This window comes from Nonomuraea cavernae (assembly GCF_014646355.1).
Classification (GTDB): domain Bacteria; phylum Actinomycetota; class Actinomycetes; order Streptosporangiales; family Streptosporangiaceae; genus Nonomuraea; species Nonomuraea cavernae.
Window position 1 is genome coordinate 71382 of record NZ_BMNH01000006.1, and the last position, 21586, is coordinate 92967.

Below are 21586 nucleotides of genomic sequence, written 5' to 3' on the forward strand. Positions count from 1 at the left end.
TCACGTCAGGTCTCGGAGTCGGAGGAGGTGAACTCGGCGTCGATCACGTCGTCGCCGCCCGGCGCGGCACCCGGTTGAGCCCCCTCCCGCGGGCCGGCGGCCGTGGCCCCGAGGCCGTGGTACACCTGTTGGAGCTCGCCGCTGAGGGAGCGCAGCCGGTCGATCGGCGCCTCCTCCTTGATCGCCTGCCGGGCGTCCGCGACGAGCTGCTCGGCCCGCGCCTTCTCGTGCACGGCCACCGTGTCGCCAAGCTCCCGCAGCCGGCGTTCCACCTGGTAGGCGACCGAGTCGAGCTCGTTGCGCGCGTCGACCGCCTCCCGGAGCCGGACGTCCTCGCTGCGGTGCTGCTCGGCGTCCGCGACCATCCGCTCGATCTCCGACTTGTCCAGGTTGGAGCTCTCGCTGATGGTGATCCGCTGCTCCGCGCCGGTGTCCTTGTCGCGGGCGGTCACGTTGAGGATGCCGTTGGCGTCGATGTCGAACGTGACCTCGATCTGCGGCGTGCCACGCGGCGCCGGGCGGATGTTCTCCAGCCGGAAGCGACCGAGCACCCGGTTGTCGGCCGCGCGGTCCCGCTCCCCTTGCAGGATCACGATGTCGACGGCGTTCTGGTCGTCCTCGGCCGTGCTGAAGGTCTCGGCCCGGCGGGCCGGGATCGTGGTGTTGCGTTCGATGACCTTGGTCATGAGGCCGCCGAGGGTCTCGACGCCCAGCGAGAGGGGCGTGACGTCGAGCAGCACGACGTCCTCGACCTCGCCCTTGATGATGCCCGCCTGAGCGGCGGCGCCGATGGCCACCACCTCGTCCGGGTTCACCGTCATGTTGGGGTCCTTGCCGCCGGTGAGCCTGCGCACGAGGCTCTGCACGGCCGGCATCCGGGTGGACCCGCCGACGAGGATCACCTCGTCGATGTCGGCCGGCCGGAGCTTGGCGTCCTCCATCGCCTGCTCGACGGGGTGGACGCAGCGTTCGACCAGGTCGGCGGTGATCTGCTCGAACGTGGACCGCATGAGCGTGGCGTTGAGGTGCTTCGGCCCCGAGGCGTCGGCCGTGATGAACGGCAGGCTGATCGTGGTCTGGGTCACCGCGGACAGCTCCGTCTTGGCCTTCTCCGCCGCCTCGAAGAGGCGTTGCAGGGCCTGCGGGTCGCGCCGCAGGTCGATGCCCTGTTCGCGCTGGAACTCGTCGGCCAGGTGGTCGACGATCCTGCGGTCGAAGTCGTCGCCGCCGAGATGCCCGTCGCCGGACGTGGAGCGGACCTCGATGACCCCCTCACCGATGTCCAGGATGCTGACGTCGAACGTGCCACCGCCCAGGTCGAAGACCAGCACGGTCTCGTTCCCCTTCTTCTCCAGCCCGTAGGCCAGCGCGGCGGCGGTCGGCTCGTTGATGATCCGGAGGACCTCCAGCCCGGCGATGCGCCCCGCGTCCTTGGTCGCCTGGCGCTGGGCGTCGTTGAAGTACGCGGGGACGGTGATGACCGCCTCGGTCACCTTCTCGCCGAGGTACTTGGCCGCGTCGGAGGCGAGCTTGCGCAGCACGAGGGCCGAGACCTCCTCCGGCGCGTACTGCTTGTCGCCGACCTGGAAGCGGACGGCCCCGTCCGGCCCCTCCACCACGTCGAAGGAGACGGCGTTGAGTTCGCTCGAAACCTCGTCGTACCGGCGGCCGATGAAACGCTTGGCGGAGTAGATGGTCCCCTTCGGGTTGAGGATGGCCTGACGGCGGGCGAGCTGGCCGACCAGCCGCTCGCCCTGGTCGGTGAACGCCACCACTGACGGCGTCGTCCGGGAGCCCTCCGCGTTGGGAATGACCTTGGGCTCACCGTCCTCCGTGGCGGCGATCACCGAGTTGGTGGTGCCGAGATCGATGCCGACTGCTTTCGCCATTGCTCACTCCCCCTTGGCGGCCCGGCCCCTCGTCTCACCGGCCGCTCGTCTTCGCTAGCCGCTGTCTTCGCTAGCCGCTCAACTTGCCGAGCACTTCATGGGCTCTGGCCGCGTGCTCGGACTCGACGAGAACCTCGTACTTGTCGGCGACCAGGCTGCTCCGCGAGACGAAGTCCCGCCGGCCGCCCTGCAGGGCGTGCGAGATCAGGCCGTAGATCGCTCCGGCGACGATGCCCCACACCAGCCCCCACAGCACCAGACCGGCCATGGAGCCGACGGTGGGCGCGAAGATCCCCAGGAACAGGCCGATGAGCAGCCCGAACCAGGCTCCGCCCGCGGCGCCCATCCCGATCGCGCGCAGGTACGTCATGCGCGCGACCACCTGCTCCACCAGATGCAGACCCGCTCCCACGATCAGCGTCCCCTTCACCGGGAACTGCTGGTCCGACAGGTGGTCGACGGCCCTCTGCGCTTCCTCGTACGTCCTGTAACTGGCTATCGGCACCCGGTTGGCGGTGACGGGACCAGACCCGGCGACGGACATGGCTCCTCCTCTGCCGCCCTCAGGCGGAGATCTCGATGTGCCGGGGCTTGGCGGCCTCCGCCTTGGGGATGGTGAGGGTCAGCACGCCGTCGTGCAGGCGCGCGTCGACCCGTTCGTCATCGACGTCGCCCGGGAGCAGGGTGCGCAGCTCGAACCTGCCGGTCCTGCGCGTCTTGCGGTGCCTGCGCTCGTGCTCGCGCTCCTCGATCTGCCCGCTGACGATCAGCTCACGTTCGGAGAGCTGGACGTCGATCTGGTCCTTGCTCACGCCTGGAACGTCGACCTCGACGACGAACGAGTTCTCGGTCTCCGAGACGTCCGCCATGGGAATCCACGGGCCCATGACTCCGCCCTCGGTCTCTCCCAGGGCCGCGCTCATGAGCTGGCCCAGCCGGTCGTACACGTCCTCGAACTCGCGGGAGGGAAGCGTCTCGCCGCCCCTGCGGCGCGTTACGAGCAGTGCCATGACAGCCTCCTTCGATGGACTTCGGTGCCCACGCTTTGAGACTTCTCCGAGGCTTTCACCGCCACATCCCCCAGATGGGTAGTACCGGTCCCGGCACTTGTCCGAAACGGCGGCGGTTCAGCCGGGTATCGCGGCCGACGGCGGCTCGGGGTCGATCCGCCCCTGCGTCACCGCGAGCCGGGCCAGCTCGACCCGGGAGTTGATGTGCAGTTTGCGGTAGACGTGCCTCAGGTGGAACGCGACCGTGTGCACGCTGATGAACATCTGCTCCGCCACCTGCCGGTTCGTCCATCCGTCCGCGACGAGCAACGAGACGTCGCGTTCGGTCTCGGTCAGGCTGTCCCAGCCGGAGACCGGCCGGTCGGCGTAGCTCCAGTGCCGGTGGCACACGCCCACGCCACGCAGCCTCTGCCGGACCCGCGCCGAGTCCCTGAGCGACCCGGTGTCGTGGTAGATCGCGAGCGCGCGGTCCAGGCTGCCGACGGCCTCCTCACGCCGTCCGGCCGCGACGAGCAGCACGCCGAGGTCCTCCGCGGCCGAGGCCCGTGCCCATACGTCCTCCGCTTGCTCGGCGGCCTGGGCGAGGGCGACGCGGTCGCCGTCGAGCAGCCCCCGGGCATGCGCGGCCGCGGCGACCAGCGCCGGGAACTCCGGGTTGGCACGGCTGAGGGCCTCCGCGGCGGCGACCACGGCCGCGGCCGCCGCGCGGTCGTCCACGGCGAGGGCGACGCGTACCAGCCAGGCGCTCGCCGTGGGTTCCGTCATGAGCATCGAGCGGTGCCACCCGAGCGGGCCGGGGAACCTGGTGAGCAGGGTCATCGCGCTCGACGGGCCGTCGCGCACCTCCGCGACCCGCGCCGACAGCAGAGCGTGGCGGGCACGGCCGTCGAGAGCCCCGCCGGGCATGGCGGTGACGTACCGCGCCGCCGCCCGCAGATCGCCACGCCGCAGCGCGACGGTGGCGAGCACCGACCCCGCCGCCGCCATGGAAAGGGGCGTGCGCAGCGCGGTGGCGAGATCCAGCGCCCGCTCCGCCTCGGTGACGGCGCCGGCCAGCCGGCCCGCGACCAGGTCGATCCGGGCCTGCAGCGCGGCGGCCTCCGCGGCCCAGGCCAGGTGGCCACGGGCGGACATCTCGTCGCGCGCCTCCCGCAGGATCGCCGCCGCCTCGTCGAGTCGGTGAACCTCCGTGAGCATCGCGACGGAGACGAGACGGGACTCGTAGTGGTGCGCCGCCGTCTCGTTCGCGTCGGCCAGGCGACGGGCGTCTCCGGCGAGCCGCAACGCGCGGGAGAGCCGCCCCTTGTCCCATTCGGACGCCGCGAGCACGATCAGGGCTCCGACCGTGGCGGCCGTGCCGTGCCGAAGGCCCCCTTCGAGCACCTGGTTCGCGTACGCCCGCGCCGCCCCTCCGTCCTGCGACAGGCCGGTCATGGCGTACAGACGCGCCAGGGTCGCCCGCTCGCGCACATGAGCGGGAAGCTCGGGTACGGCCAGCGCCCTCTCGGCCTCCCGGACGGCCTCGTCGATCCTGCCGGTCAGGTACATGATGTCCGACAGCGCGCAGCGCAACTCGGCCACGCCCTGCGCCGAGCCGTGGCCGTTGAGGCGCCCCCTGACCATCTGCTCGGCCTCGCGCAACCGGCCCGCCCCGATGGCCGTGTCGATGAAGGCGACGGTGTGGCCGGGACGGGGCACGGCCTGTGACCGGGTCGCCGGTTCGGGGCACATGAGCGTGCCGATCTGGTCCAGGAGCGCGTGCCGTACCGGTCGGGGGATCCAGGTGGTGACGACGTGCCTCACCAGCTCGTGGCGGAACGCGAGACCATGCGCCGTGACCGCCAGGAGGCCCGATGCCATGGCCTCCTCCACCGACGGGAGCAGCGCGGCCGGTGTGACGCCGAGCAGCGACGCGACCTGCTCGGGAGAGAACGCCCGGCCGAGCACGGCCGCCGTCTCGATCAGATTTCGGGCGTCCGGGCTCAGCGCGTCGATCCAGCGTCGCACCACCGTACGGACCCGGTCGGGAACGTGCGCGGACGGCAGGACGCCCCGGTCGCCGGTGACCCGCAGGTGACCTTCCTCGCGGAGGCCGGCGACGAGTTCGGTGATGAGCAGCGGACTGCCACCGGCGGCGGCCACGATGGCCGGCGGCGCCGGGCCGAACGACACTCCCAGCAGGTCCCGAAGCAGCTCGGTCACCGCGTCCGGGGAGAGCGGGGAGAGGGCCACCCTGGCCGCTCCTTCCTGCTCCAGCAGGTCGAACAGGGTGGCGCTCCGGCCCTCGTCCGCGGCGGTCGAGCGGCTCAGCAGCCAGCCGACCGGTCGCGGAGCGAGCAGGCGGTGGAGCGCGCGCAGCGCCATCAGCGTCGCCGGATCCGCCCGGTGCAGGTCGTCGAGCACCGCCAGCATCGGTGTCGCGGCCCGTTCCTCGAAACCGGCCCGCAGGCGTTCCAGCGTCCGCGCCCGCGCGTCGAGCAGGGCGAACGGCTCGTCTTGCTCGGCTTGATCAGGCGGTAGCGGCAGGTCCAGCGCCTCGAACAGGACGCCGCACGGGACCAGCTCGCCCAGCTCCTGCGGTCCGGCGCGGGCCACGCCGATGCCCCGCTCCGACGCGGCGGCGGCGGCTTCGGCGAGCAGCCGGGTCCGGCCGGCTCCGGGCTCGCCGTCCACCAGCAGCGTCCCGCCTCCGCCGCCCTCGACCGTCCGGAGCAGGTCGTCGACAGCGCGCCATTCCCGTGCGCGTCCTCGCATCTCGCGTCCCCCGAGGGTCCGCTTACCGGGGAGTGACCGGAGAATCCCATGCCCGTGGAGATCTTTCACGGACCTGAGCCCAGGTCGGCAGGGGTTTATCCGCCCCGGCTCCGAGCAGTGGGGTCGAGACGGACGCCGAAGGTCTGGGGAGATGGCGAGATGCGGTTCGACGTCATCGTGGAGACACCGAAAGGCTCGCGGAACAAGTACGAGATGGACACCGTGAAGCAGCGGATCCGGCTGGACCGGCTGCTGTTCACCGCCACCGCCTACCCATACGACTACGGTTTCCTGCCCGACACCCTGGCCGAGGACGGCGACCCACTGGACGCACTGGTGCTCGGCGAGGCGCCGACGTTCCCCGGATGCGTGATCCGAGCCCGCCCGATCGCGGTCTTCTGGATGCTCGACGAGCGGGGCCCGGACGCCAAGATCCTCTGCGTGCCCGTGGATGATCTCCGCTTCGACCACTACCGGGACATGGACGACGTGCCCGTGCACGTCAGAGCCGAGATCGGACACTTCTTCGGCGTCTACAAGGACCTGGAGCCCGGAAAGTCGGCGAACGCGCGCGGCTGGGAGCGCCGGGAGTCCGCGGAGCGCCTGGTCGAGGAGGCTATCCTGCGGTTCGCGTCGCAGGCACCCGTGAGCGAACCGTCGCGGCCGGGGGACAGCGCTACCGGCAACTAGGACTTTCTTGACAAAATTATTTGTCGGTAATACCGTGCGAGACATGCAGGACATCGCCGTGATCGAGGACCCGGCAGCCGCCGAGATCTCACTGGACCCCATCCGGGCCCGGCTGCTGGCCGAGCTGAGCGAGCCCGCCTCCGCGACCATGCTGGCCGCCAAGGTCGGCCTGCCCCGGCAGAAGGTCAACTACCACCTGAAGACGCTGGAGGCGCACGGGCTCGTCGAGATGATCGAGGAGCGCCGCAAGGGCAACGTCAACGAGCGCATCCTGCGTGCCACCGCCACCTCCTACGTGATCTCCCCGGCCGCGCTGGCGTCGGTCGAGCCCGACCCGGCCCGCTCCCCCGACCAGCTGTCGGCGAGCTGGCTGCTGGCCGTCGCGGCCCGGCTGGTCCGCGACGTCGGGGCGCTCATCACCGGCGCCACCCGGGCGCGCAAGCACCTGGCGACCTTCGCGATCGACGGCGAGGTGCGCTTCGCCTCGGCCGCCGACCGGGCCGCGTTCGCCCAGGAGCTCGCCGGAGCCGTCACGGCCCTGGTCTCCAAGTATCACGACGAGTCCGCCGAGCAGGGCCGCGACCACCGGATCGTCGTCGCCGTCCACCCGAGCACGAAGGAAAACCGATGACGCACCCGTTCAGCATGAGCTTGGAGATCGAGCTCAACGCCGCCCCCGAGCAGGTCTGGGACGCGATAGCGACCGGGCCGGGCATCGACTCCTGGTTCATGGGACACACCGAGCTGGGCACCGCCGTGGGCGAGCCGGCCGACCTGACCATGATGGGCCAGACCGAGCAGGCCACGATCACCGCCCACGAGCCGGGCACCCGCCTCGCGATCCGCGGTGCGGAGGCCCCCGACGGTCAGTTCATGGCCACCGAATACCTCATCGAGGGACGCGGCGGCGGCACGACCGTGCTGCGGGTCGTGCAGAGCGGCATCCTCGGCGACGACTGGGAGAGCGAGTTCGAGGCGCTGCGGGCCGGCTGGCCCATCTACCTGGAGACGCTCAAGCACTACCTCACGCACTTCCCCGGCCGCGCCCCGTCGGTCACCACGGTCGTCCGGCCTGGGGCGGGCGGCCCGGACGCCGTCTGGAAGACGGTCACGGACTCACTGGGCGTCACGCCCGACGTGGCCGAGGGCGACGACGTCCGCCTCCCGGACGGCTCGGCCGGGGTCGTCTTCTACGCCAACCTGCCCGTCAACCTGGGCGTCCGGACCGGCGAGGGCCTCTACCGGTTCATCCACTCCGGCACCGACCGCGGCGACGCCCTCGTACTCAGCCACCAGAACTTCACCGGCCGCGACGAGCAGTCCTCCTGGGAGGCCTGGACGGCCGAACGCTTCGGCTGACCCCCCCGAATGTGCCTCACGAGCGGGCTGCCCGGCACCTCCGACCGAGCAGCCCCCTTCACCCGCCGGGACGCACGGCGCCTCCAGACCGAAGAACCACCGGACGGGGAGAGCATGAGCCAGTATTTCCAGGTCGGCGATCAAGTCCTCTGGAACCCGTCGAACGGAGTCGCCGGCCTGTTCATGCGATCAGCGGAGGCGCTCGCCCCCGAGACGGGGTCGCCGACGGGTCTCGGTCCCATGAAGAACGACGAATGCGAGATCGACCTGGCCGCCTTCGCGGCCTTCGTGGGTGCGCTCATAGCGCGCTACGAGCGTTCGAACCATCCGATCCTGCGTTCCCTCATGGAGGGCTTCATCGCGACGGCCCTGGTGCTCATCGAACGCGGCCGCCACGACACCCGACCGCGTCCGGCCATGAAGGGGCACCTGCTGGACGGCGACCAGCACGCGCCGCCGACATCAGCCGCCGTTGACGCTCGGCACCTCGACGATCAGGGCGTTGGCGATGGCCGCGAGGCCGTCGCCACGGCCGATCCAGCCCAGCCCCTCCGGAGTGGCGGCGCCGAGGAACACCGGTGCGCCGAGCGCGGCCGTAAGGACCTTCTGGGCTTCCACCCGGCGAGGACCCAGTCTGGGGTGTTCACCGATCAACTGGATCGACACGTTGCCGATCCTGAATCCGGCGTTGCTGACCAGCCGGGCGGTCTCGGCCAACAACACGGTCGGAGCGGCACCCTCCCATTCCGGGGTGGATGTGTCGAAGTGGGCGCCCAAGTCGCCGAGGTCCGCCGCTGTCAGCAGCGCGTTGCACGCGGCATGAACGACGACATCACCATCCGGCTCCCCGGCAAGACCCACCGGTTCGTCCGGCCAGTCCAAACCCGCGAGGCGCATGGGCCGTCCCGCCGCGAACGGATGGATGTCCACCCCGGTCCCGATCCGGGGCAGCGGGAAACAGGCAAGCGGCGCGTCATCACACGGGGTCGTCATCGCGGCGATGATCTCCTTGAAACCAGCCATCGGCAGGACACCGACACTACCGAAGGTCGCCTGAACCCCGCTGATCTTTCGATGGTCGCAGCGGTCGCTGTACGAAGTCTGCCGATCATGCTCGATCCGCGGAGACGTACCTCACGGCATTGATCGCGCTCCTCGTGACGCTCTTCCACTCCTCGTCTCCCGCACCATCGGGTACGCGACGGGCCCGACGGTCGCCCTCGCCGATGAACCGGCCGAAAGTATGATCTCCGGCGCTGCGGACCCTGCTTTCGACCGGTGCCATCCTCCTGGGCGGCTCTGCAGGATGAGGCCCCATGCCACGCGAAGAACTCCCCCAGGAATCGCCTCCCAAGGGGCCCGCCGGCCATCCCGGCCACCGTCTCCCGCACGACGGGCCCACCGTCTCCTCCTCCCCTCAGACCGCCGCGCCCGCGTCCGGCCAGCCCCAGACCGCCGCGCTCTCCTCGGGCCGGCCCCAGACCGCCGCGCTCTCCTCGGGCCGGCCCCAGACCGCCGCGCTCTCCTCGGGCCGGCCCCAGACCGCCGCGCTCTCCTCGGGCCGGCCCCGGATCATCGCGCTCGACGTGCTGCGCGGGTTCGCGCTGTGCGAGATTCTGCTCGCCAACATCCAGCTCATGGCCACCGGCGGCTCCGCTGTCGTGGAGCAGCCCATGGGCGACTGGGACCCCTGGCTCGGGCTGCCGATCTTCTCCCTGCTGTTCGGCATCGGGTTCGCGCTGCTGCTGGACTCCGCCGCAAGCCGCGTCCCCCGCCCACGCCTGGTCCTGCTGCGCCGACTTGGGGCGCTGCTCGCGATCGGACTTGTGCACATGCTGCTGTGGCCGGGCGAGGTCCTGGCCGACTACGCCGTCGTCGGCATGCTGGTGCTGCTGCCCTCGACCTGGCTGCCGCGGTGGGCCATGGCCGGCCTCGCCGCCGTACTCATCCCGGCGGCGCTGATCTTCGGCGGGGGCGGGCCCCTGCTGATCGCCGGGCTCTTCCTGCTGGGGTCGGCGCTGGTCCGCTACGGGGTGATCGAGCAGATCGAGCGATCCGCCCGAGGGCCGTTCCTGCTGGGCCTCGCCTTCGCGGCGGGACTGGCCTCTGCCCTGTGGGCAGAGGCCGGCATGTGGGCCGTGGGGGCCACGGCGTACCTGTCGTCCATGTCGAGCCTTGCCGATCTGCTGCTCGTCGGTGTGTACGTGTGCGGCCTGCTGGTCCTGCTCAGAACGCCGCTCCGACCGGCGCTGCGGTTCGTCTTCGCGCCGCTGGGCCGGATGGCACTGACCAACTATCTGACCGCCACCCTCCTCGTTCTGGCGGCCAGTCGTATCCTCGGCCTGCCGATCGGCCAGTCTTTGACGGCGGCGTACTGGACCGCGGGAGCCATCCTCACGGCCCAGTGGCTGTTCGGCACCCTTTGGCTGCGCCGTTACCGTCAGGGCCCCATCGAGTGGCTCTGGCGCTGGGCCACCTGGGCCCACCGCCCGCCCCTCAGCCGGGCCAGGACGTCATGAGCCCGGGGCCCACGTAGGTAATGACTACGCCGTCTCCGAATCGGCGCCGCCGACCGCACACCAGAACAGCACCTCGACCCTTGGCGGTCACGGTGTTGACGTGGCGATCCGTTCGTCTACGTCTTCAGGCGAACACCGGACTCATGCGTCACCGGCCGACGCTGCCTGAAGCTCAGAATGGGTTCACTTGAATGCCCGCAGTTTCGAGGCAGACCACAACCATCTGGCTCGGTGAGCCGTGCTGCGGCTTCGGACACCTGCTGGAGGGTGCCAATGGCCCGTCGTACCTTCGGAGATCGTGGCTGAAACACTCGCCGACCCATCGGTCTCGGCGGAAGTGTCCTCGACTGTGACCGCGCATCGTCGAGGATTCGCGACGACCTCATGGCCGACGGCAAGCGACGATGCCGACTGGCGGGAGATCCTCATCCCCAAGGATTCGGCCTCAGCTCATCGCCGACTACCGATTCAGCATCTTGCGAGTCCTGCTTGCGGACTTAGTCATCCATCACGAGTCCAAGTCGTTCGGCATGGAGTTCAGCTCTGACCAGTTCCAGCAGGCGGCCCGTCCAGTTACGGCCCCGCTCCCCTGCCGCATGCCAATAGTGCGACCCCATGCCGGTGTAGTGGATACGGGCGCTCCCCGTGCCGGCCAAGATGTCGGCGAGGGCCGGGTGCTGGGTGAACTTGGCGCGCAGCAATCGCATCATGACGGCCGCCCGGACGCTTGCCCAACCGTCGACGCGGTCGGTCTCCTTGGCGAGGGTTTCAGCGTCGTAAGGGCGCTCGGCCCTCATGATCCGCTCTCGCGCCGCCCGGTCCGCCGTGGACAGGGCCCAATAGGCATGAGTGACCGTCGGATAGGTCACACCCCCGACCTCGATGTCGGCCGGATACTCGTTACGCAGGACCAGGATGCCCGGATCTTCCGGCCAGCCCTGCGGAAATACCGTCTGGTACAGAGTGATCGCGCTTGCTTCCACAGACTCGAGGTCGTCGGGCGGAGCAGGCCGCGCAGTCCTCCGATAACTGAGAGCTTCCTCGAAGTAGCGAATCGCCTCTGCTCGGTCGTCTTCGGTCACCACCTCCGGGTCGTATGGCTGCCACTGCACCGGCAGAGTCTCACCGAGTTCAGTGATCAAGACCCGAAGCGGGACGTCTTTGCGATCCATGTCCCCCAGAACATAGATTCGATCGATCTCCGGGATGGCCGAGTACGCCTCCCGCAGCGCACGCCGATCCTCCTCCGACCTCGTGTCCATGTACTTCTCGATCGCCAGCCAGCACCGCTGTGAGGAGTCCGGGCGCCCGTTGAGCTGCTCGATCGCATCGGCTACCTGGCCCAGCAGGTCGTCCGCCGTCACGGACATCGACGGCTCCACCAGCTTCCAGGACGCAAGTTGATGAGCGGACGCCCATGCCCCCGGCTTCAGCGACGTCGCGACCCAGCCGGTCTCCAAATGCCGTCGCAGCCCATCCAGATCCGTCAGCCCCCAGGCGTCGATGGCGCCATCGGCATAGATCACCAGATCGGTCAGGAAGTATCGGCCGCCATTGCGGATGAACACCGGCCGGATCACGCCCTCGATCCGTTCCCCATCGATTTTTCGAAACGTTCGTCGTGGCACGGCGGACAGCCTAGGTCATCGTGATCAATGCGGCTACGGCTTGCGACCTGAACCGCGCCCTCAACTCCCACTGCAAGAACGCCGATGTCCCGCGCATCCGTGTCCACGACACCCGGCACACCTGCGCCTCGCTTCTGGCCGCCCTCGACGTCCACCCGCGTGTGGCCATGCGCGTCCTCAGGCCTTCACAGCAGCGTGACCATGAACGTCTACACCCAGATCCCAGAGACCCGCTTAACGCTCCTGCTCGCCTCAATGCAAGCTTGAAAAACGCGCCCTAACCGACATGGATGGGGAAAGGCCCTCGGAATCGCCTCAGGGCCTTTCTCATTGCGTGCCATGCTGAGATAACGAGATGAACGAAGACGATCGTGCTGCGGCGCACACCTTGCAGAACCTTTTCGCGACGCTGGGTGCCGATGATCCTCAAGGGCGGGCTCTTTCGGAGACCTCAGAGGACATACCCCAACTAGCTCGCTTCCTGGCACTGCGGCACATATGGCCAGACTTGATCAATAGCTGGGCCGCGCCAGACGCCCTGGAAGACATCCCCGCAGCCGCGCGACTGCTCGCCCACGGCGCGGACCTCACCGACCTTGCCCGGGTCGCCCAGGTCGCCGCCTATGAAACGGCGTTCGGTCTCCTATACAGCCTCACTGCCTACGGCCGCGACCATGAGGCGCCCGAGGACACCCCTGGCTGGCGCCTCATGGAAACCACGCCAGCAGGCGAACTCACCGGCAGAGCCGTACAAAGTCTTCATGAAAGCCTGCTCAGCATGGACCCCTCAGGCCGCGACGGGCAGGACATCTTCGGTTAGTACCGGGTGCTGTGCAGCCCTGCTGTACGAGATCCAAAGGGCTCTCCCGATCACGGGAAAGAGCCTTCTACCTGCAGAGCCGACGAGGGGAATCGAACCCCTTGACCTTCTGGTTACAGGCGATTTCGCGTCCGCCCATGCCCGTCTATGGAGGGGCGCTGCGCCTCGACCAGGGCCTCGTCCCGCAACTCGGCCGTCCACACGGATCCATGCGTTTCCGAAACCGTTGTTAGCATCCGTGTTAGCAAGATCATTATTATTTGGAGTCGAATGTCACCAGATCCTGGATGCGCGATCCGGACGCTCGTGCTCGGTACACGTCTGGTAGACGATCACGGGCACACTCTTCCTTGGCCCACGAGAATCCTGCGAGTAGTTGAGATCAAGACGTAGGCTGACAGCGTGAAAGGTGGTGTCATGAGCGCTCAGCCTGTCCACGGTGGCACACCGGACCATCCCAAGGTGCCGAGGACGATCGGCGGTATCTCCGGCGCGCTGCGCGGCAGCCGCCGTGCGCAGTTCTTTGCCGAACTTCTTGAAGCTCATCAGGGCACCGAACTGGATGGCGTGCTCAACGCCTGGTGGGGTCGGGCCATGCTGGACACCGATCCGGACCGTGACCGTATCCGAGCAGCAGCCGAAGCCGGGACTCTGCCGACCACGACCATGGAGCAAATCCTCCGTCGCCGACAGGAGCGGACCGCTCAGTGAGCGAGGATGACCTATGGCCCGTCGTACCTTCGGAGGTCGTAGCTGAAACACTCGCCGACCCATCGGTCTCGGCAGAAGTGTTCTCGACTGTGGCCGCGCTCACAGTCGCCATTTGCGAGGACCCATGGCTGACGGCAAGCGACCAGGTCGGCACCGATCCCGACTGGCGGGAGATTCTCATCCCCAAGGGATTCGGCATCGCGGAGTATCGGATCGACCGGAAGAATCAGCAAGTGCTGCTCACCCGGATCGTCCTGTTCTGACGAGATGAGCCCAGCCCTGGAACAGGCTTGATCGTGAGGCCTTCTCCCTACCTCCTCCAACACGCTCCGCAACGCGAAAGTCCCTGACTGCGTATCACCTGGTCAGGGGCTTTCAACGGTGGAGCCGACGTGGGGAATTAAACCGCAAACCTTCTGTTTACGAGCCACTTCGAGACCGTCCACAGGCGTCCAGAGGACTCCAGTTCGCTGTCACTAGAGGCATCATCCTGTCTCTGGCCGCCAATCTCGCCCAAGCCACACCGACCGTCTGGGGCTGGATCACCGCCGCCACCCGGCTGGCGCCTTCCTCGTCGCGGTCTCCATGCTCGAACGCCGCGCCACCACCCGTACCGACACACCGAAGGACGTCCCGCAGACCCTCACCAACCGCGCAGACGTCCCAAGCCGTCTCCGGGGAGTCCCGACACGTCCCGCACGATGACTCGTCGCGGCCCGTCTCGGCCACGCCGATCCGGCCATCACCCTGCGCGTCTACGCCCACGTCATCCACGAACAGACCGCAACGGCGGCGGACGTCTTCGCCAAAGCCGTCAACGGCTGATCGGGAGCCACCGTGTTAGCAAGGGTGTTAGCAAGATCTCGACATTGTCCTGATAAACAGAAAGCCCCTGACGGCGTGTCGCCTGTTCAGGGGCCTTCTGATGTAGAGCCGACGAGGGGAATCGAACCCCTGACCTTCTGTTTACAAGACAGATGCTCTGCCGATTGAGCTACGTCGGCGCGGCCATCAGTCTAGACGGTCACCGACGCCTATGACGAGCGACCTCGTACAACGCCACCCCAGCAGCCACTCCCGCGTTCAACGACTCCGCGGCCGCCTGCATCGGAATGCGTACCAGCACGTCGCACTGCTCCCGCACCAGCCGCGACAGCCCCTTGCCCTCGGAGCCCACGACGACGACCAGCGGCTCGTTGAGCAGGTCGGCGTCACCGATGTCGGTGGTGCCGTCGCCGTCGAGGCCCACGACGAACAGCCCGGCATCGCGGTATTCGCGGAGTGCGGCCGTGAGATTGGCGGCGCGCGCCACCCTGAGGTTGGCGAGGGTCCCCGCGGACGTCTTCCAGGCGCCTCCGGTGACTCCCGCGGCGCGGCGGGACGGGATGAGCAGGCCGTGGGCGCCGAAGGCGGTGGCCGAGCGGGCGATGGCGCCGAGGTTGCGGGGGTCGGTGACGCCGTCGAGGGCCACGACGAGCGGCGTCTCGGCCGCGTCGTGGGCCAGCTCGACGAGCTCGGATGGGTGGGCGTAGTCGTAGGCCGGGATCTGCAGGACGATGCCCTGGTGAATGGCGCCCTCGGTGAGCCGGTCGAGCTTGTCGCGGCTGGACTCCAGGAGGGCGATGCCACGCTCGGTGGCGATCTTGATGGAGTCGCGGACGCGGTCGTCGTTGTCGATGCGCTGGGCGACGTAGAGGGCGTTGGCGGGCACGCCGGCGAGCAGCGCCTCCAGCACGGGGTTGCGCCCGCCGATGTACTCGGGGGCGTCCTCGGAGCGCCTCTGCCGCGTGGGCGCGGGGCGGCGACCGCCTCGCTCCTCGCGGGCGACCCGCTCGGTGCGCGCCTTGTCCTTGTACCAGTGGCGCATCTCCGCGGGCGGGGTCGACCCCTTGCCCTCGAGCCCCCGGCGTCCCTGACCTCCGGTGCCCTTGGACGGGCCCTTCTTCTTCGCGGGTCTGCCCGACGCCCTACCCCCAGCTGCCATGGCATCAAGGGTACTCGGGCCGCCACCCCCCTCACGCCCTTCGAGCCGAGGGCCGGCGCGACCGCGCCGGGCGGCGCCACGGCCGGGCGGCAGGTCATCACGGATCACCGACCGCCTCAAAACCAGGGAGTATCGCCCGTTTTATAGCAAATTAGGCTTTTGTACCTACTAGTAGGTACGATAGCGGGATGAACACCGCCGAGCGACTGATCCAGAGCACGCAGCAGTTGCTCTGGGAGCGCGGATACGTCGGCACCAGCCCCAAGGCCATCCAGCAACGGGCCGAGGCCGGTCAGGGCAGCATGTACCACCACTTCACCGGCAAGCAGGACCTCGCGCTCCAGGCCATCCGCCGCAGCGCCGAACAGCTGTGCTCCGAGGCTGCCGAACGCCTTTCCTCGCCCGGCACCTCCTACGAGCGCATCGCGGCCTACCTGCTGCGCGAGCGGGACGTGCTGCGCGGCTGCAGGATCGGCCGGCTGGCCGCCGACCCCGACATCGTCGCCAGCCCCACCCTGCGCGCACCGCTGGAGGAGACCTTCACCTGGCTGAACGACCGCATCCGGGAACTGCTCGTGGAGGGACGCGAGCGCGGGGAATTCTCCGAGGCTCTCGTTCCCGCGGATGCCGCCACCGCCATCACCGCCGTGGTGCAGGGCGGCTACGTGCTGGCCATGTCGGCGGGCACGGCGGAGCCGTTCGAGCGGGCCGTGCGTGGCGCGCTCAACCTGCTCACCGCTCACCTCACCGGAGGACAGGAATAGACATGCACCCGCACGAACAGACACCGGCGACTCACCGGAGCATCGGCCGGACGACCCCATCGACCTGGCAGGACCAGCGAATGGACGACTCCCGCCGAAGGGCGTGTGCGCATGACGCCGGACGCCGCCGCGCCGACGAGCCGTTCCCGGACCTCACCGGTGTCCGGGTCGTTCATCGGGCACTGCGTGACGATCTTCGCAGGCTGGCCCTCCTCGCCCGGGAGCTCGACGAGAGCCCCACGACGGTCGACAAGGACCAGGCCATGGCGGTCCGCGACTACGTCAAGCTCCTCAGCGAGGAGCTCGCCCGCCACCACGACTGGGAGGCCGAGGTGCTGTGGCCGCTCGTCGGCGAGCTGGCGGGTGAGGCCATCGATCTGCGGTCCCACTTCGCGGAGCACGCGATCGTGGTTCCGCTGCTGGAAGACCTGCGCGCCGTCGCGAACGACTTCGCGGCCACTCCCACCGCCGGTGTCACGGCGTTCGCGGCCGTACTCCGCGTGCTCAGCCGCAAGATCGAAGATCATCTCCGCTACCAGGAGCGGGACGTACTGCCCCTGGTCGCCGAGTACGTGGGCGCCGGATGCTACGCGTGCGCGAAGCGGCGCATGCCGCGAACCGGCTGGCTGAAGCGCGTCACCTGGGCGCTCCCGTGGCGGGCCCGCTTCGCGACCCCCGAGGAGCGGCGCCATCTCCAGCGCCACGCCGGGCTGGTCACCAGGCTGCCGGCGGCCGTGCTCGGCCGTTCGTACGCGACCCTCGAACGTCGTGCCTTCGCCCCGGTCGACTAGCGGGTGAGCTCCCACCGGGCCCCGTGCGGGGTGTCCTCGACCGTGATGCCCGCTGCCGCCAGCCGGTCTCTGATGGCGTCGGCCGCGGCGTAGTCCTTACGCTCACGGGCGGCCGTGCGCTGCTCCAGCGCGACCGCGACCAGCGTGTCGACCACCGGCTTCAGGTCGGAGCCGGCCGAACGCCACTGCGGCGAACGTGGGTCGAGACCGAGCACGTCGAGCATGTTCTGCGTCTCGGCCAGCAGCCGCGCCACCGCTTCCTTGTCACCGTGGGCCAGGGCGACGTTGCCCTCGCGCACCACCTCGTGCACCACGGCGAGCGCCTGCGGGGTGCCGAGATCGTCGTCGAGGGCGTCGGCGAACGCCTGGGGCAGCGGCGCGTGCGCGTCGACGTCGTGGATGACCTCGGCGGCCCGCGTCACGAACCCCTCGATGCGCTGGTAGGCAGCCGCGGCCTCCTGCAACGCCTCTTCGGAGTATTCGATCGAGGAACGGTAGTGCGGCGCGGCCAGGTAGTAGCGCAGCTCGACGGGCCGGACCTTCTGCACCATCTCGGGGATCAGCAGGGAATTGCCGAGCGACTTGCTCATCTTCTCGGCGCCGATCTTGAGCATGCCGTTGTGCATCCAGTAGCGGGCGAAGCCGTCGCCCGCCGCCTGGGACTGCGCGATCTCGTTCTCGTGGTGCGGGAACATCAGGTCGATGCCGCCGCCGTGGATGTCGAACGTCGGCCCGAGATATTTGGTCGCCATCGCCGAGCACTCCAGGTGCCACCCGGGGCGGCCGGGGCCCCACGGGGTGGGCCAGGTGGGCTCGCCGGGCTTGGCGCCCTTCCACAGTGCGAAGTCACGGGGGTCGCGCTTGCACGACTCGTCGTCGGTGTCGGCGGCCGGCCGCATGTTCTCCAGCAGCTGGTTGGAGAGCTTGCCGTACTGGTCGGAGTAGGACCGGACGTCGAAGTAGACGTCGCCGCCGGAGGCGTAGGCGTGGCCCCGCTCGATCAGCCGCTCCATCAGCGTGATCATCTCCGGCACGTGGCCGGTCGCGCGCGGCTCGACGGTCGGCGGGAGGCAGCCGAGGGTGTCGTAGGCCCAGGTGAAGGCTCGCTGGTTGCGCTCGGCCACCACGAACCAGGGCACGCTCTCCGCGGCCGAGACCCTGATGATCTTGTCGTCGATGTCGGTGACATTGCGGCAGAACATCACGTCATATCCGGAACGCGTCAGCCAACGCCGGAGGACGTCGAAATTGACACCCGAGCGGATGTGCCCGATGTGCGGGGGAGCCTGCACGGTCGCCCCACACAGGTAGATCGACGCCCGGCCGGCTTCGACCGGAACGAATTCGCGGATGGCGCGCGCGCTGGTGTCGTAGATGTGCAGGCTCACGTACCAAAGGCTAACGCCTCAGCCGCGCTCGCATGCCTGATAATCACCCGCGCAGGGTGACCCTTTCGGGCTTGACCCGGACGATCAGCCGCTTGACCCCGGGCTTGTCCTCCCACGGCTTTCCGGTGTACTTCAGCGAGAGCTCCTGGATCAGGTCGCCCTCCGGGTCGTCCTCCAGCGTGACGCTGCCGCGCACCTCCGCGTACCTGTAGGGATTGGCCGGGTCGATGATCAGCAGGCTGGTCCGCGGGTCGCGCTCGTAGTTGCGCGGCTTCTGCCGCCCCGCCGCGGTGGAGAAGATCACGTCGTCACCGTCGGTGCGCACCCACACCACCGTGTTCTGTGGTCCGCCGTCCGGATTGAGGCTGGTCACCGTGGCGTAGTTGGGGGCGTCGAACAGTGCCCGGACATCCTCGGACAGCTCGGCCATCTCTTCCTCCTCGATCGGTCGTGGCCCCCATTCTTCTGTAGGCTCGAACCGCCATGGACGTGACTCCCCCCACCACTCTGCGCCGCCTGGGCATCGCCCTGGCCGGCGTCGCCGTCGCCGCCCTCACCGGGGCCGCGTGCGCGCTCTCCTTCGACGACCTCCGGGCGCTCGCCATCCGGGGCGAGGCCCGCGCCGACCTCGCCTATCTCTATCCGGCGGCCTTCGACGCGCTCCTGGTGGTCGCGCTGATCAGCCTGCTGCTGTTGCGCTCGGCCCGGCTGCTGGTGCGGGTCCAGACGGCGACCGTGCTGGTCCTGCTCATCGTGGCCGCCGCCGCGGTCGACGTCACGACCGCGCTCAGGCTGGACGTCGCGACCCGACCGGCCACCGTGGGCGTGGCCGTCGCGCCGTGGGTCATGCTGGCTCTCGCCCTGTGGCTGTGGTTACTGCTCATCAAGCACGTCCAGGACCGCCGCGGCTCCGTCAAGCACGATGACGACCGTACGGCGGAGCACGATCTGGTGCCGTTCCACCGGGGCGGCGGCGCCGAGGCGCCTCCCCCGCTCGTCCCCACGGCCCAGCCGGTGCTGGAGCCCACACCGGTGGTCGGCCCCACGGCGGCTCCCGAGACTCCGCCCATCTCCGAGCGCGTGACGAGTTGGCCCACCTCGGAGCCCGCGCGTATCGGCGACGCCTCAGAGCCCGCCGTACGTTCCCCTGAGGCCGCGTACGCGCCCGAGAGCCCGCCCGAGATCGAGACCCGCGAGGCCCGCGAGCTCGCCGTGCCGCTGGGCGGAGGGACCGCGGCGGCGAAGGCCGGGCCGGAGCACTCCGCCATGACAGAGCACGGGGACGCACCGGAGCACCTGCCACCGCCGCCCGCCGCCGAGGCGGGGCATCCGCACCCGGAGGCGCCCGCCCGCGCGGCGCGGGACGCGCCCACGGAGGCCCACCCCCGCGCGACAGAACACCCGCCCACGGAGACCAACGCCGCCGGGACAGAGCACCCGCCGACGAAGGCCGGCGCCGACGTGACAGAGGACCCATCTTCGACGGCGCCCGCCGACGCGGCCCGGGACGAGCACGACAAGGACAGGCCCGCGGAGGACAGGCCCGTGGAGGCCGAGGAGCCACGGGAGCGCCGCCCGGTGCGGTGGGGCGATCGGGTGAAGCCGACCGACGTCCTGGTGCACCCGCGCACCCCGGCCGACAGAGATGTCGACACCCAGCCCGTACGCGTGCTCACCGAGCCGGCCGGGGAGACGGGCGACGCCGATCCTGAGCACGGCCCGGAGGCCGCCGACACCACCGAGGGCGGGCTACGCGGCAGCGACATGGAGGACACCGCTCCCCACCCGGTCATCCACGACACGGACGGGCCCGACCGGTCGACGGCCGACGCGCCCGCCGGCCGCCTCCGCAGCACGCCGCTCCCTCCGGAGGAATGAGCAGCCCTAGCTCCCAGGGAGGCAGCGCGAAGACCCGCCCGGTCACCCGGGCGGGTCTTTCGTGTGTCTTGGTGAGAACCAGGTGTCTCGGAGGATCTAGGCTCGTGTGCCGCTACCGCGCTTGAGCCCGGCGACGAGGCCGACGCCGACGATCGCGAGAACGATCTGCATGACCAGCTCGATCCAGTCGATGCCCGAGGTCGTCTCGACTCCCATAACCTGTGCGATGAGCGTGCCCAGCAGGGCGGCAACGATGCCGACGACGATGGTGAGGATCCACCCGATGGCCTGCCGGCCGGGAAGCAGCAGACGACCGATGGCGCCAACGACGGCGCCGATAACGATGGCGCCAAGGATGGACTGGATTGTCATGGTACGAAACCTCCCCATGAGGGTGAGCCGTTCACCTTCACGGAAAGGTCAGTACCCCGTAACAGACGATTATGCGACTGTCCTATAAAATGGCAGGTCAGGTATCGGTTCGTCGTGTTCTGCCCGCTCGGGTGATGCCTATCCGGACAACGAGCACCACGCCGATCACCGCCAGCCCCAGCTGAAGCAGGTGCTCGATCCAGTCGATGCCTCTGGTGTCGGCCAGGCCGAACGCATGGGCGATCAGAGTGCCGATCAGCGCCGCCACGATGCCGACGATCAGCGTCAGGCCGATGGACATGTGCTGCTTGCCGGGCACGAGCAGCCGTGCCAGCGCGCCGACGATGGCGCCGATGATGATGGCGGAGACAATCGCGCCGATCATGTGTACTCCCCCCGAGACGTTGCTGCCTAAAGGGAAGTACCCGACAAATCACCACACTACGCATGAGGAAGGCGACGGTCCGTACCGCGCCAGTGACGGACCGTCGCCCCATTGCTTGGCGGGCCGGAGGCGGCACCCGCCGGGACACCCTCAACGCATCCCTGAAAAGGACGCCTCAGGACGCGGGAAGGTTGACCACGAGCGCGGTCGCGATCGCCGCGATCCCCTCGCCGCGCCCGGTCAGCCCGAGCCCGTCGGTGGTGGTCGCGCTGAGGCTGACGAAGGCCCCCAGAGCGGCGCCGAGCGCCAGCTCGGCCTCGACCCGGCGTGGCGCGAGCTTCGGCCGGTTGCCGATCACCTGGATCGCCACGTTGCCGATCTCGAAACCGGCGGCACGCACCTGGCGCGCCGTCTCCTTGAGGAGCGTGAGGCCCGAGGCGCCCGCCCAGCGGGGATCGGCGGTGCCGAACAGGCCGCCCAGATCGCCGAGACCGGCGGCGGAGAGCAGGGCGTCGCAGGCCGCGTGGGCGGCGGCGTCGCCGTCGGAATGGCCCGCGAGACCGATCTCACCGGGCCAGTGCAGACCGGCGAGGTTGAGCTCACGACCGGAAGCGAACGGGTGGACGTCGACACCGACGCCCACC

At 69.4% G+C, this 21586-nt stretch carries 22 protein-coding genes, 1 tRNA gene and 1 pseudogene; 11 read left to right on the forward strand and 13 right to left on the reverse strand.

Annotated elements, in window-relative coordinates:
• Window positions 1-5: 5 nt before the first annotated feature.
• The 4 genes from dnaK to IEY82_RS13045 all read right to left on the reverse strand — a co-directional run bounded on the left by dnaK (window position 6) and on the right by IEY82_RS13045 (window position 5653).
• Window positions 6-1889 carry a molecular chaperone DnaK gene (gene dnaK, locus IEY82_RS13030; RefSeq protein ID WP_189124344.1) on the reverse strand — a complete coding sequence of 628 codons (1884 nt, stop codon included), beginning with the start codon at window positions 1887-1889 and terminating at the stop codon, window positions 6-8.
• 70 nt (window positions 1890-1959) lie between these two features.
• Window positions 1960-2433 carry a YflT domain-containing protein gene (locus IEY82_RS13035; RefSeq protein ID WP_189124345.1) on the reverse strand — a complete coding sequence of 158 codons (474 nt, stop codon included), beginning with the start codon at window positions 2431-2433 and terminating at the stop codon, window positions 1960-1962.
• Between the two features lie 19 nt (window positions 2434-2452).
• Entirely contained in the window at window positions 2453-2899 is a 447-nt protein-coding gene (locus IEY82_RS13040) for an Hsp20/alpha crystallin family protein (RefSeq protein WP_189124346.1), read from the reverse strand.
• Window positions 2900-3016: 117 nt separating this feature from the next.
• Complete coding sequence (locus IEY82_RS13045) at window positions 3017-5653, reverse strand: AAA family ATPase (RefSeq protein WP_189124347.1); 2637 nt, start codon at window positions 5651-5653, stop codon at window positions 3017-3019.
• A gap of 159 nt (window positions 5654-5812) precedes the next feature.
• On the opposite strand from IEY82_RS13045, the gene IEY82_RS13050 reads away from it, so the two are divergent.
• The 4 genes and pseudogenes from IEY82_RS13050 to IEY82_RS40310 form a co-directional block, all read left to right on the forward strand.
• Entirely contained in the window at window positions 5813-6343 is a 531-nt protein-coding gene (locus IEY82_RS13050) for an inorganic diphosphatase (protein ID WP_189124348.1), read from the forward strand.
• Window positions 6344-6386: 43 nt separating this feature from the next.
• Window positions 6387-6974 carry an ArsR/SmtB family transcription factor gene (locus IEY82_RS13055; protein WP_189124349.1) on the forward strand — a complete coding sequence of 196 codons (588 nt, stop codon included), beginning with the start codon at window positions 6387-6389 and terminating at the stop codon, window positions 6972-6974.
• Window positions 6971-7702, forward strand: a complete 732-nt coding sequence (locus IEY82_RS13060) for an SRPBCC family protein (protein ID WP_189124350.1) — start codon at window positions 6971-6973, stop codon at window positions 7700-7702. Before IEY82_RS13055 ends, IEY82_RS13060 begins: the two co-directional genes overlap by 4 nt.
• 114 nt (window positions 7703-7816) lie before the next feature.
• Window positions 7817-8122: pseudogene (locus tag IEY82_RS40310) on the forward strand (DUF6086 family protein); the annotation flags it as partial.
• Between the two features lie 42 nt (window positions 8123-8164).
• Here IEY82_RS40310 and ispF (IEY82_RS13065) read toward each other — a convergent pair.
• Window positions 8165-8695 carry a 2-C-methyl-D-erythritol 2,4-cyclodiphosphate synthase gene (gene ispF / locus IEY82_RS13065; protein WP_189124558.1) on the reverse strand — a complete coding sequence of 177 codons (531 nt, stop codon included), beginning with the start codon at window positions 8693-8695 and terminating at the stop codon, window positions 8165-8167.
• Between the two features lie 323 nt (window positions 8696-9018).
• On the opposite strand from ispF (IEY82_RS13065), the gene IEY82_RS13070 reads away from it, so the two are divergent.
• Entirely contained in the window at window positions 9019-10221 is a 1203-nt protein-coding gene (locus tag IEY82_RS13070) for a DUF418 domain-containing protein (RefSeq protein ID WP_189124351.1), read from the forward strand.
• 497 nt (window positions 10222-10718) lie between these two features.
• On the opposite strand, the gene IEY82_RS13075 is transcribed toward IEY82_RS13070, so the two are convergent.
• Entirely contained in the window at window positions 10719-11849 is a 1131-nt protein-coding gene (locus IEY82_RS13075; RefSeq protein ID WP_225263216.1) for an NADAR family protein, read from the reverse strand.
• Between the two features lie 355 nt (window positions 11850-12204).
• Here IEY82_RS13075 and IEY82_RS13080 point away from each other — a divergent pair, with 355 nt between their 5' ends.
• The 3 genes from IEY82_RS13080 (at window position 12205) to IEY82_RS13090 (ending at window position 13643) form a co-directional block, all read left to right on the forward strand.
• Window positions 12205-12669 (forward strand): hypothetical protein, encoded by a 465-nt coding sequence (locus IEY82_RS13080; protein WP_189124352.1) that lies wholly within the window; start codon window positions 12205-12207, stop codon window positions 12667-12669.
• A 417-nt stretch (window positions 12670-13086) separates the two neighbouring features.
• Window positions 13087-13380, forward strand: coding sequence for a hypothetical protein (locus IEY82_RS13085; protein ID WP_189124353.1), 294 nt, complete (start codon window positions 13087-13089; stop codon window positions 13378-13380).
• Window positions 13377-13643: a hypothetical protein gene (locus IEY82_RS13090; protein ID WP_189124354.1), complete on the forward strand. Its 267-nt coding sequence runs from the start codon at window positions 13377-13379 to the stop codon at window positions 13641-13643. Before IEY82_RS13085 ends, IEY82_RS13090 begins: the two co-directional genes overlap by 4 nt.
• Window positions 13644-14311: 668 nt before the next feature.
• Here IEY82_RS13090 and IEY82_RS13095 read toward each other — a convergent pair.
• Together IEY82_RS13095 and rlmB are read right to left on the reverse strand one after the other, a co-directional pair.
• Window positions 14312-14384, reverse strand: a tRNA-Thr gene (locus tag IEY82_RS13095).
• A gap of 20 nt (window positions 14385-14404) precedes the next feature.
• Complete coding sequence (rlmB, locus tag IEY82_RS13100; protein ID WP_189124355.1) at window positions 14405-15364, reverse strand: 23S rRNA (guanosine(2251)-2'-O)-methyltransferase RlmB; 960 nt, start codon at window positions 15362-15364, stop codon at window positions 14405-14407.
• A gap of 188 nt (window positions 15365-15552) precedes the next feature.
• Between rlmB and IEY82_RS13105 the strand changes: the two genes are divergently transcribed.
• Both IEY82_RS13105 and IEY82_RS13110 read left to right on the forward strand, forming a co-directional pair.
• Window positions 15553-16128 carry a TetR/AcrR family transcriptional regulator gene (locus tag IEY82_RS13105; protein WP_189124356.1) on the forward strand — a complete coding sequence of 192 codons (576 nt, stop codon included), beginning with the start codon at window positions 15553-15555 and terminating at the stop codon, window positions 16126-16128.
• Window positions 16129-16208: 80 nt separating this feature from the next.
• Complete coding sequence (locus IEY82_RS13110; RefSeq protein WP_189124357.1) at window positions 16209-16919, forward strand: hemerythrin domain-containing protein; 711 nt, start codon at window positions 16209-16211, stop codon at window positions 16917-16919.
• Here the strand turns inward: IEY82_RS13110 and cysS are convergent.
• Together cysS and IEY82_RS13120 are read right to left on the reverse strand one after the other, a co-directional pair.
• Window positions 16916-18307, reverse strand: a complete 1392-nt coding sequence (gene cysS, locus IEY82_RS13115; RefSeq protein ID WP_189124358.1) for a cysteine--tRNA ligase — start codon at window positions 18305-18307, stop codon at window positions 16916-16918. The genes IEY82_RS13110 and cysS overlap by 4 nt on opposite strands.
• A 43-nt stretch (window positions 18308-18350) precedes the next feature.
• Window positions 18351-18737 (reverse strand): PPOX class F420-dependent oxidoreductase, encoded by a 387-nt coding sequence (locus IEY82_RS13120; RefSeq protein WP_189124359.1) that lies wholly within the window; start codon window positions 18735-18737, stop codon window positions 18351-18353.
• 53 nt (window positions 18738-18790) lie between these two features.
• On the opposite strand from IEY82_RS13120, the gene IEY82_RS13125 reads away from it, so the two are divergent.
• The gene (locus IEY82_RS13125) at window positions 18791-20185 is read left to right on the forward strand and encodes a DUF2637 domain-containing protein (protein ID WP_189124360.1); all 1395 of its coding nucleotides are present in this window, start codon (window positions 18791-18793) and stop codon (window positions 20183-20185) included.
• 96 nt (window positions 20186-20281) lie between these two features.
• Here IEY82_RS13125 and IEY82_RS13130 read toward each other — a convergent pair whose 3' ends face one another.
• The 3 genes from IEY82_RS13130 to ispF (IEY82_RS13140) all read right to left on the reverse strand — a co-directional run bounded on the left by IEY82_RS13130 (window position 20282) and on the right by ispF (IEY82_RS13140) (window position 21585).
• Window positions 20282-20557: a GlsB/YeaQ/YmgE family stress response membrane protein gene (locus IEY82_RS13130; RefSeq protein WP_189124361.1), complete on the reverse strand. Its 276-nt coding sequence runs from the start codon at window positions 20555-20557 to the stop codon at window positions 20282-20284.
• 97 nt (window positions 20558-20654) lie between these two features.
• Complete coding sequence (locus IEY82_RS13135; protein ID WP_189124362.1) at window positions 20655-20942, reverse strand: GlsB/YeaQ/YmgE family stress response membrane protein; 288 nt, start codon at window positions 20940-20942, stop codon at window positions 20655-20657.
• Between the two features lie 175 nt (window positions 20943-21117).
• Window positions 21118-21585 (reverse strand): 2-C-methyl-D-erythritol 2,4-cyclodiphosphate synthase, encoded by a 468-nt coding sequence (gene ispF, locus IEY82_RS13140; protein ID WP_189124363.1) that lies wholly within the window; start codon window positions 21583-21585, stop codon window positions 21118-21120.
• Window position 21586 lies beyond the last annotated feature (1 nt).